Here is an 8,618-nt window from a genome sequence, read left to right as displayed (position 1 = left end):
TGGGGTTCGCAAGCCTCGCGAGGCTGACAGCGTATGAGCGCCGTTCTCGCGTCATCGGCGAACTGCAAGCAGGCGCCGGGTGTCATCGTCCCGGTGGTGAATCTGAAACGTTGCGAAGGCAAGGCCGATTGCGCGGTGGTCTGTCCGGAAAACGTGTTCGTGATCCGTCAAATCGATACAGCGGACTACGCGCGCCTGGGCCCGCTGAACAAGCTCAAACTGCGCGTCCATGGAATGAAGGTCGCTTACACGCCCAACGAGGACGCGTGCCGCGCATGCGGTTTATGCGTGACCGCTTGCCCTGAGCGGGCAATCACGCTGGCGAGAAAGACCTGAACGCTCAAGGCACCACTGATGCCCCGCAGTGCGTAGTGGCCTTTGATAACGACGTTGTACCCCGTGCTAGCATGCCTGCAAACAAACTCAGCGGCTGAGCGCGCGCCTGCTGAGCGCGTGGCTGCTGAGCACGTGCCTGCTGAGCGCGTGCCCGGGTTTGTACCAAGTCGAATCTGCCATTGCACGGAGGTGTTCAGATGACCACGATCACGAATTTGTCCGTCAGGGACATCCGCTTTCCCACCTCGCGATCGCTCGATGGGTCGGACGCAATGAATGCGGCGCCGGACTATTCCGCCACCTACGTCATCCTCGAAACCGATTCACCCACGAAGCTCGATGGTCACGGCCTCACGTTCACCATAGGACGCGGCAACGAGATCTGCGTGGCCGCAGTGAAGGCGCTTGCGCCGCTGATCATCGGCAAGAAGCTCGAGGACATCACCGAAAACATGGGTGACTTCTGGCGCGGTTTTACATCGGATAGCCAGTTGCGCTGGATCGGTCCGGACAAGGGCGCGATCCACCTTGCAACAGCCGCGGTCGTCAACGCCGTATGGGACCTGTGGGCGAAATCCGCGCAGAAGCCCGTGTGGAAACTGCTCGTGGATATGAGCCCCGAAGAACTCGTGCGCTGCCTCGATTTCCGCTACGTCACGGACGCGCTCACGCCTGAAGAAGCATTGGCAATATTGCGCCGTCACTCGCCGACCCGTGCCGCACGCGAGCAGGAAATGCTGGCTGAAGGCTATCCGGCGTACACCACGTCGGCAGGCTGGCTTGGCTACGACGATGAAAAAATCCGCCGCCTCGCGCGCGAAGGCGTGTCCCAGGGATGGACGCATTTCAAGCAGAAGGTCGGCGGCAACATAGAAGAAGACATCCGCCGCGCGCGCATTCTTCGCGATGAAATCGGCGCCGATCGCAAACTGATGATGGACGCCAACCAGGTCTGGGACGTCGACGAAGCCGTCGCCAACATGCGCCGCCTGGCGCAGTTCGACCCGTGGTGGATCGAAGAGCCCACGAGTCCCGACGATATCCTCGGCCACGCCGCGATCCGTAGCCGCATTGCGCCCATCGGCGTCGCCACCGGCGAGCATTGCCAGAACCGGGTGATGTTCAAGCAATTGCTGCAGGCGGGCGCCATCGACTTTTGTCAGATCGACAGTTGCCGGCTAGGCGGCCTGAACGAAGTGATCGTGGTGTTGCTGATGGCCGCCAAGTTCGGCGTGCCGGTGTGTCCGCACGCGGGCGGCGTGGGTTTGTGCGAGTACGTCCAGCATATTTCAATCTTCGATTATGTCTGCGTGTCGGCGTCGCTGGATAATCGCGTGCTCGAATACGTCGATCATCTGCACGAGCATTTCGTCAGCCCGGTCGTTATCCGCAATGGCCGATACATGCCGCCGGACTCAGCCGGCTATAGCATCGAAATGCACGCCGCTTCGCTAGAACGATTCCATTTCCCCGATGGCGAGGGATGGGCCTAAGTCGGGCATAAGTGACACGCGGTTTAATATTCCGATCGGAGCGATCGTGAATGCGGCCAGAGAATTTTGGCACGCTATCATTCGATCGCTATCGTGATCAGCCAGGTCTCTTGCTCGGTCCGGCACCCAAAACTCAAAGACGGAATATCAATGCGAGCACTGATAAAGGCAGTCTTCGGCGACGAACAAGGCCACATGCGCCAAAAGATCTTCAGCCTTTATGCCTTACTGATTGCCTTCAATGCCGGCGCCTGGATCTGGGCCTTCGTCGCGTTCCATCACTACCCGCTGCTGCTTGGAACAAGCCTGCTTGCCTATTCGTTCGGCTTGCGTCACGCGGTGGACGCCGACCATATTGCGGCTATCGACAACGTCACGCGCAAGCTCATGCAGGACGGCAGGCGTCCTGTCACCGTGGGTTTGATGTTCTCGCTGGGACATTCGACGGTAGTCGTGCTTGCATCGGTGGCGATCGCCGCAACGGCCATGGCGCTGCAGACACGCATGGCGGAGTTCAAGGAGATCGGCGGCCTCATTGGCACGCTGGTTTCCACGTTCTTCCTGTTCGCCATCGCGATCATGAACCTGGTCATTCTGCGCGCGGTAATTGGCGCCTTTCGTCGCGTGCGGCGCGGCGAGCCCTATGTGGATGAAGACTTCGACTTGCTGCTCGCGAATCGCGGTTTCTTTGCGCGCATCTTCAGGCCGCTGTTTCGCCTGATCACGAAAAGCCGCCACATGTACCTGCTTGGTTTCCTGTTCGGCCTCGGCTTCGATACCGCCACCGAAGTCGGTTTGCTCGGCATATCGGCCGCGGGCGCGTCGCAAGGCTTGCCGATCTGGTCGATCATCGTGTTTCCCGTGCTGTTCACCGCAGGCATGACGCTGATCGATACCACCGACAGCATCCTGATGCTCGGCGCTTATGGCTGGGCCTTCGTCAAGCCCATTCGCAAGCTCTACTACAACATCACCATCACCACGATTTCCGTGCTCGTCGCGCTGCTGGTCGGGAGTATCGAGGGCCTGGGGTTGCTTGCGGACAAGCTGCAACATGGCGGATGGTTCTGGAATGCGGTCGGCAGCCTCAACGACAACTTCGGCATGATCGGCTACGTGATCGTTGGCGTGTTTGCGGCGAGCTGGCTGATCTCAGCCGCGGTGTACCGCTGGAAACGGTTCGACGAGCTCGAGACGTAATAGCGCTTATGAATACAATCAAGCCCAGGCAAGTTCCATGAACACGCTGCAAAGCGCTTCCATGCCTTGAGCATCGTCGGCATCGAAGCGATTCACAATGGGACTATCCACGTCCCACACGCCAACGAGCGTCCCGTCCTTCGCAATCAACGGCACCACGATCTCCGATTGAGACGCCGAGTCGCACGCAATGTGTCCGGGGAACTCGTGGACATCGCGCACAACCTGCGTCTCGCGGGTTTGTGCGGCGGTCCCGCAAACGCCTTTGCCAAGCGCGATACGAACGCAAGCCGGTTTCCCCTGGAACGGACCGACCACGAGTTCGGCGCCATCGAAGAAATAAAAGCCGCTCCAGTTCAAGTCGGACAGCGTGTGATAAACGAGCGCCGAGAAATTCGCGGCATTGGCAATGCGATCGGTTTCATCGGCGAGGAGCGAGCGGGCCTGCGCAAGCAGTTCCTGATATTGCTCGGCTTTGGAGCCGGTAGTGGGCTGGATCGTCAGCGACATAAGATGCTTCTTGGATGGATGCTGGACATTTCAACATATCACAGCGGACCGGTATCGGCAGGGACGCCGAACGCGACGGCGGCTTCGTAACCATCGACATCATCGAGCCACGCGAAGTCGAACCCCGGCGGAATGCGCCCGTTCGCAAGATCGATGGACTTCAAGCCGTCGCCAATTCCAATCCCCGCGCCCGTTGCCTTGAGCAACGCTTCCTTGGCAGTCCAGCACCGATAAAACTCGCGCACAGCCGTTATTCCTGGCGCTTCCTCGTTTACGCAAACCGCGTCCAGGAGCGTGCGCCAGTCAAGCGCCGGATTCGCTTCTTCAATGTCCACGCCGACCGCTCGCAGCGTCGATACAGCAATCAGGACACGCTCGCCCGAATGCGACACGTTGAAGGAAACGTGTGGAAAGCCCGCAAGCGCTGGTCGTCCGTGAGCGCCCACCTCGAACTCGAGTTGCGCCGGATCGCGCGCCACACGCTTGCCGAGAATCTCGCGCAGAGTCGATCGCGCGACCGCGAACCGCACGCGATCTTCGAGCCGCTTGTAACGCGCCATCCGCTCCCGTTCGTCCGCGCTGAGAACGCGGTTCACGCAGGCCGAAGTGTCGGCGAGCTCCACGTCAACGCGCCATAACGCAATATCGGAGGGCCATCGGCCAAGGTTGGCGAGCAGGATGGGCATCGGTCGGAAGGAGAAAAAAGCAGTGTTATCCCAAAGCCGGAAGTATAAGGTCTTGCCGTGACAAAATTCTGGTATTGAGAATCATTTGCAATTAGCGTGATTTTTGGCCATCATGGACGCCTTCGGAAAGCTTTGGACATTTCCCATGGAAACCATGACCCATGCTGGCGCCGATGCGTTGCAGCTATTGATGACGCGCCAGTCCCACTGGCCGCTCACCGAGCCGGCGCCCGATGACGCGCAACTCAGGCAGATCTTCGATGCTGCCCTGCGCGCGCCCGATCACGGCGGTTTGCGCCCGTGGCGCTTTGTGCTGATCCGTGGCGACGCGCGTTTGAAACTCGGCGAAGTGCTGGTCGACCTCGCGTCTTCGCGCTCGCCCGGCGAACCGCGCTCGGCGCACGAACACCGCGGCGGGCGTGCGCTGGCGGCGCCTGTGGTGATTGCGCTGGTGGCATCGATCACGACGCGAACCAAGGTGCCCGAAGTCGAGCAGTTGCTGGCCGTCGGTGCTGCCGCCATGAACATGCTGAACGCCGTCCACGCGTTGGGCTTCGGCGGCTTCTGGGCAACCGGCGCCGACAGCTACGAACCCGGCATGCACCGCGCGCTCGGACTCGCTGATACGGATCGGCTGCTTGGCTTCCTGTTCGTCGGCACGCCACCTGAAGGCACGCGCGAAATCGCGCGCCCTTCCAGCGACGCCTACGTCACCGAGTGGTTCGAGGCGAGCGTGCAGAGCACGGACTGACTATGGCAAGCCCTGCTCTGACTGACATTTCGCGCGCGGACCGGACCCGTGATGTCCAGCCTGTGAAGCGCGTCGATCACGGTCCGCCGCCGCAGTTCATGCCATTGCGCATGAACGAAACCCTGTCGATGGAACCGCGCGTTCCGCAGAAAGGCGAAGTCTTCGTATTCCGTTTCCGAAGCCAATGGCAGCGCATCAGCGCGCACGATGCAGCAACGTGGCTCACGCAAGACGAGACGCGCCGCGCCGCGTTGCTGCCAAGTCCCGCATTGCGATACCGCTATATATCGAGCCGCGCAGTGCTTAGGCTGGCCGTCGCGCGCCTGCTTGGCTGCGAGCCGAGCGCGATCGTTCTTCGGGACGATGCAAAAGGCCGTTTGCTCGCCCAGGCGACCGGAACCAATACGGTCCTGTGCGCGGATATAGGCTATGCGGGCGTATGGATCATGCTTGCCATCAGTGCAGCGCAGGTAGGGCTCGGGACATCGCTGCCATCGTTCGGATCGGGCTCGGACGCTCCTTTGTCCGATACCGCCAGCCCCCTGCCCTTCGGCAGACAGCGGGCGCGTGACAACAGCTTGCTGAGCGCGGCCGGTCATCGTTCGGCTACTGATAGTCCCGACAGCGCCGACGACCTCGCCGCAAACGGAGCATGGTACGTGTTCGACTTGCCCATGCCCGGACAACTTTGTGCGTCGATCTGCAGCTTGACGCCGATCAACACCATCCACGCGTTTGGATGGAGCAAGCGCAACGAAAACGGCCGATAACCTCCGTTCATCCGCACAGCATCCGCAGGTCCGCGTAATGACGGCCGAACTGGTCCAGACAAATAGTTGTTTTGCTAACTATCCTGTGCTTTAATGCCTCCATGTTCGATCACTGCCTCTACTTCAACTCCGCTGCACTTGCGCGCCTCGTGGAACGCGAGTGGACCGCCGTGTACGCTGAATTCGGCCTCACGCCGCCACAAGGATTCGTGCTTCGGGTTGTCCTCGCCACGCCCGGCTGCCTCAGCAGCCAGGTGGCGGACATTCTTGGAATAGCGAGGCCGACTGCCACGCGGCTTATCGACAGCCTGTGCGAAAAACAACTGGTCGAGCGCAGTCAGGCGAAGACCGATGGCCGCGAGTGGACAGTCAGTGCGACCGCGGCAGGCCGAGCGCTCGACCGCCCGATCAACAACGCCAGCGCGCGAATTGCCAGAACCTTGCGCGGAAAGATCGGTCCGGAATTATTCGAATCCGCCGTCACATCGATGCACGAAGTGAGAAAAGCGCTGGCATGACCTCCGCCAATTTTTTGGTCGTCAATAGTTGTCTTGCTAACCATTAACAGGAAAAAAAGTGAACCATGATTCGCACCGCATGGCTGGCATGAAGAGGATCCATTCATCGATAAAATGGCATGGCGCCACCATTGCGATCATCGGCGTGGCGTTGTTGCTCGCTGGAATCAGGATGGCAGTGCCAAGCGCCCGCGTGAATACCGCGCGGTGCCTTGAAGCCTATGCGCATGACCAGAATCGCAGCGTTGAAGGACTGCTTCGTGACACTGCGTTGCATGCGTCACTTATAGAGGCGACAACCCTTTGCTCACAGTAGAAACGAGCAAAGCGTTCATACCCGCAACCAGAAACCTGCTTAAGCACCCACCAGGAAATCGGCACGATTCTTATCGGCGATCCAGTGTGGCGCGCGTCCTCGCCCTGACCATGTGGCGCCAGTCGTTGTGTCGCGGTATTTAGGGGCAGTGACGGTTGCAACGGGCGCCTTTGCCAGAACGCTGTGTCCCATCAACTCGGACAGCGAAATCTTGTATTCGCCCATTTTCGCGACTATCTCCGCGAGAACGATTTCAGCCTGACGTTGCCGCGCTACTTCCAATTGATCCTGCAGCGCTTCGCGCTGCGCAAGCAGTTCTTTGAGGGTGGGCATTTCACTTTGCATTATAAAAATTGTTGTTCAAAAGCACTTTGATGTTCTCGGGCGCAGCACCGGATATGCCAGTGCGAAACCATGTCGAGGATTGCAGGACTGTTCCGCTGCGATATTTCAATGCGACCCGGTTAAAACCGGAAGGTCAGCTTTGACCCGAGTATTCCCGCCCCAATTTGGCAGCAAACTCTTGATCAGGCGCGTGCCAGGAAATGCCGGCAGAGGAAGAAGTCTGGGAAGCCGCGGGACGGCTTTGCGCCTCTTCGTTGCAGCGGGGTCAAGTGTACGCGTTTTAGTCGGCGGCGCGCGGGATGGCGTCGCATTGACGCTATTAAAGCATAAGAACCGCCTTCGTGATAATCCCCTTTTGTTGTCGCGACGCTGAAAGGTTTCGATAAAGCCCCGAGACTAAGGACTTATTTCAATGTTTTGGATAATCAATGTTCACCTTCGCACTTAGAGATTTGCCAGCTTTTCGATAATCAAATCAAGCAAAGCCCGCAATCTTGCGAGACGGCGCAGGTCGCGGTGATAGCCAAACCATACGTCGCGTCCGGGCGGCGCTTCACCCAGGTCGATCCGCTGAATGCCCGGCGTGGTGTCGCCGAGCGGACATGGCAGGACGGCAAGCCCCGCGCCCTGCGCGCACATCTTCGCCTGCGCGTCGCGATTATTGCTGCCGAACGCCAAGTGAGCATGCGGCAATATGCGTCGTATCCAGTTGACGTCGGGCAGCGTACCGAACGCGCTGTCCATGGTGACAAGTCCGTAGCCCTTACCGTCGCCGGCGCGGGGCGGGGGTGCATCGGCGGGACCGTAGAGCGCGTAGTCCATATGCATGAATTTTCGCTGGATGACGTCCGCCTCTTCGAACGGCGTGATACGGAATAACAGGTCGGCATCGCGTCGCGCAAGACTCAAGCGGCGGGAATCCGTGACGAGTTCAATGCTGACCCTCGGATGCGCCCGCAGGAACTCGGCGAACACCGGCGTCAGGACGTGAACGCCGAACCAGTCCGACGACGATACCCGCAACACGCCTGTGAGATGCGTCTCCTTGCCGGCAAGCGAGCGCTCGAACGCGAGCGCATCCTCCTCCATTCGTTCCGCGTGCGCGAGCACGGCAGAGCCTTCGTCGGTGAGGATGAAACCGTCGGCAGTGCGCTGGAACAAGGTCTGTCCGATCGCTTCCTCAAGCGCGCGAATCCGCCGTCCCATGGTCGGCTGTGTCTGCCCCGACTGCCTCGCCGCCGCGCTGAGCGTGCCGGTGCGCGCAATCGCGAGGAAGATCCGTACGTCGCTCCAGTCCATTCTTCCTCATGCAAAAATGTTTAGCCGGCGTGCAGTAACGTCGATTGCCGTACTTTCCCGCATGGACGAACATGAATCAAGCAAATTCATTCGCCTCGGAGAGAAACATCATGGACATGCAAGTTCTGGTTCTGCAGCGCTATAACGGACCGCTCGAACGCACGGTGCTTCTCCAGCCCGTCCCGCAAGCGGGTGAAGTGCTGGTGCGCATCAAGGCCGCGGGGCTCAACCCGCTCGATACGAAGATCCGTGCCGGCAGCGCCGCTCACGCGAAGCACCCGCTGCCGCTTGTCCTGGGTATCGATATGGCTGGTGTAATCGAAGCTGTCGGCGCAGGCGTGTCGCAGTTCAAGCCCGGCGATGAAGTTTATGGAATGACCGGCGGTGTCGCGGG

General features: G+C 59.9%; 10 protein-coding genes and 1 pseudogene (1 of these 11 running past the window's edge). 7 read left to right on the top strand and 4 right to left on the bottom strand.

Going from position 1 to position 8,618, the window contains the following annotated elements:
• Window positions 1–33: 33 nt before the first annotated feature.
• From ACFFAR_RS12805 to ACFFAR_RS12795, 3 genes are all read left to right on the top strand, one after another.
• Window positions 34–336 (top strand): 4Fe-4S binding protein, encoded by a 303-nt coding sequence (locus tag ACFFAR_RS12805; RefSeq protein ID WP_075360136.1) that lies wholly within the window; start codon window positions 34–36, stop codon window positions 334–336.
• A gap of 197 nt (window positions 337–533) precedes the next feature.
• A complete protein-coding gene (locus ACFFAR_RS12800; RefSeq protein ID WP_174363534.1) occupies window positions 534–1,829 on the top strand; it encodes an L-fuconate dehydratase in 1,296 nt (431 codons plus the stop codon).
• A 150-nt stretch (window positions 1,830–1,979) separates the two neighbouring features.
• Window positions 1,980–3,029, top strand: coding sequence for a HoxN/HupN/NixA family nickel/cobalt transporter (locus ACFFAR_RS12795; protein WP_174363533.1), 1,050 nt, complete (start codon window positions 1,980–1,982; stop codon window positions 3,027–3,029).
• 18 nt (window positions 3,030–3,047) lie between these two features.
• Here the strand turns inward: ACFFAR_RS12795 and ACFFAR_RS12790 are convergent, their stop codons facing one another.
• Together ACFFAR_RS12790 and ACFFAR_RS12785 are read right to left on the bottom strand one after the other, a co-directional pair.
• Window positions 3,048–3,539, bottom strand: coding sequence for a GAF domain-containing protein (locus ACFFAR_RS12790; protein WP_075360133.1), 492 nt, complete (start codon window positions 3,537–3,539; stop codon window positions 3,048–3,050).
• 38 nt (window positions 3,540–3,577) lie between these two features.
• Window positions 3,578–4,225, bottom strand: a complete 648-nt coding sequence (locus tag ACFFAR_RS12785; RefSeq protein WP_174363532.1) for a 4'-phosphopantetheinyl transferase superfamily protein — start codon at window positions 4,223–4,225, stop codon at window positions 3,578–3,580.
• Between the two features lie 145 nt (window positions 4,226–4,370).
• Between ACFFAR_RS12785 and ACFFAR_RS12780 the strand changes: the two genes are divergently transcribed.
• The 3 genes from ACFFAR_RS12780 to ACFFAR_RS12770 all read left to right on the top strand — a co-directional run bounded on the left by ACFFAR_RS12780 (window position 4,371) and on the right by ACFFAR_RS12770 (window position 6,264).
• Entirely contained in the window at window positions 4,371–4,976 is a 606-nt protein-coding gene (locus tag ACFFAR_RS12780) for a nitroreductase (RefSeq protein WP_075360353.1), read from the top strand.
• Between the two features lie 2 nt (window positions 4,977–4,978).
• Window positions 4,979–5,746 (top strand): hypothetical protein, encoded by a 768-nt coding sequence (locus ACFFAR_RS12775; protein ID WP_174363531.1) that lies wholly within the window; start codon window positions 4,979–4,981, stop codon window positions 5,744–5,746.
• Between the two features lie 101 nt (window positions 5,747–5,847).
• Complete coding sequence (locus tag ACFFAR_RS12770; RefSeq protein ID WP_174363530.1) at window positions 5,848–6,264, top strand: MarR family transcriptional regulator; 417 nt, start codon at window positions 5,848–5,850, stop codon at window positions 6,262–6,264.
• 355 nt (window positions 6,265–6,619) lie between these two features.
• Here ACFFAR_RS12770 and ACFFAR_RS12765 read toward each other — a convergent pair whose 3' ends face one another.
• Both ACFFAR_RS12765 and ACFFAR_RS12760 read right to left on the bottom strand, forming a co-directional pair.
• Window positions 6,620–6,913 carry an H-NS family nucleoid-associated regulatory protein gene (locus tag ACFFAR_RS12765; RefSeq protein WP_062001149.1) on the bottom strand — a complete coding sequence of 98 codons (294 nt, stop codon included), beginning with the start codon at window positions 6,911–6,913 and terminating at the stop codon, window positions 6,620–6,622.
• 456 nt (window positions 6,914–7,369) lie between these two features.
• Complete coding sequence (locus tag ACFFAR_RS12760; RefSeq protein ID WP_375507960.1) at window positions 7,370–8,224, bottom strand: LysR family transcriptional regulator; 855 nt, start codon at window positions 8,222–8,224, stop codon at window positions 7,370–7,372.
• A 110-nt stretch (window positions 8,225–8,334) separates the two neighbouring features.
• Between ACFFAR_RS12760 and ACFFAR_RS12755 the strand changes: the two are divergent.
• A pseudogene (locus ACFFAR_RS12755) lies at window positions 8,335–8,618 on the top strand (zinc-dependent alcohol dehydrogenase family protein); it runs 752 nt beyond the window's last position.

The organism is uncultured Caballeronia sp., assembly GCF_964243625.1.
Taxonomy (GTDB): Bacteria; Pseudomonadota; Gammaproteobacteria; order Burkholderiales; family Burkholderiaceae; genus Caballeronia.
The sequence above is the reverse complement of the archived record's forward strand: the minus strand, read 5'-3'. Positions and strand labels throughout refer to the sequence as shown.

Coding starts and splice junctions, on each gene's coding strand:
- ACFFAR_RS12785 (WP_174363532.1), bottom strand. CDS start 4,225: ATGCCCATCCTGCTCGCCAACCTTGGCCGATGGCCCTCCGATATTGCG.
- ACFFAR_RS12805 (WP_075360136.1), top strand. CDS start 34: ATGAGCGCCGTTCTCGCGTCATCGGCGAACTGCAAGCAGGCGCCGGGT.
- ACFFAR_RS12790 (WP_075360133.1), bottom strand. CDS start 3,539: ATGTCGCTGACGATCCAGCCCACTACCGGCTCCAAAGCCGAGCAATAT.
- ACFFAR_RS12780 (WP_075360353.1), top strand. CDS start 4,371: ATGGAAACCATGACCCATGCTGGCGCCGATGCGTTGCAGCTATTGATG.
- ACFFAR_RS12760 (WP_375507960.1), bottom strand. CDS start 8,224: ATGGACTGGAGCGACGTACGGATCTTCCTCGCGATTGCGCGCACCGGC.
- ACFFAR_RS12775 (WP_174363531.1), top strand. CDS start 4,979: ATGGCAAGCCCTGCTCTGACTGACATTTCGCGCGCGGACCGGACCCGT.
- ACFFAR_RS12765 (WP_062001149.1), bottom strand. CDS start 6,913: ATGCCCACCCTCAAAGAACTGCTTGCGCAGCGCGAAGCGCTGCAGGAT.
- ACFFAR_RS12800 (WP_174363534.1), top strand. CDS start 534: ATGACCACGATCACGAATTTGTCCGTCAGGGACATCCGCTTTCCCACC.
- ACFFAR_RS12795 (WP_174363533.1), top strand. CDS start 1,980: ATGCGAGCACTGATAAAGGCAGTCTTCGGCGACGAACAAGGCCACATG.
- ACFFAR_RS12770 (WP_174363530.1), top strand. CDS start 5,848: ATGTTCGATCACTGCCTCTACTTCAACTCCGCTGCACTTGCGCGCCTC.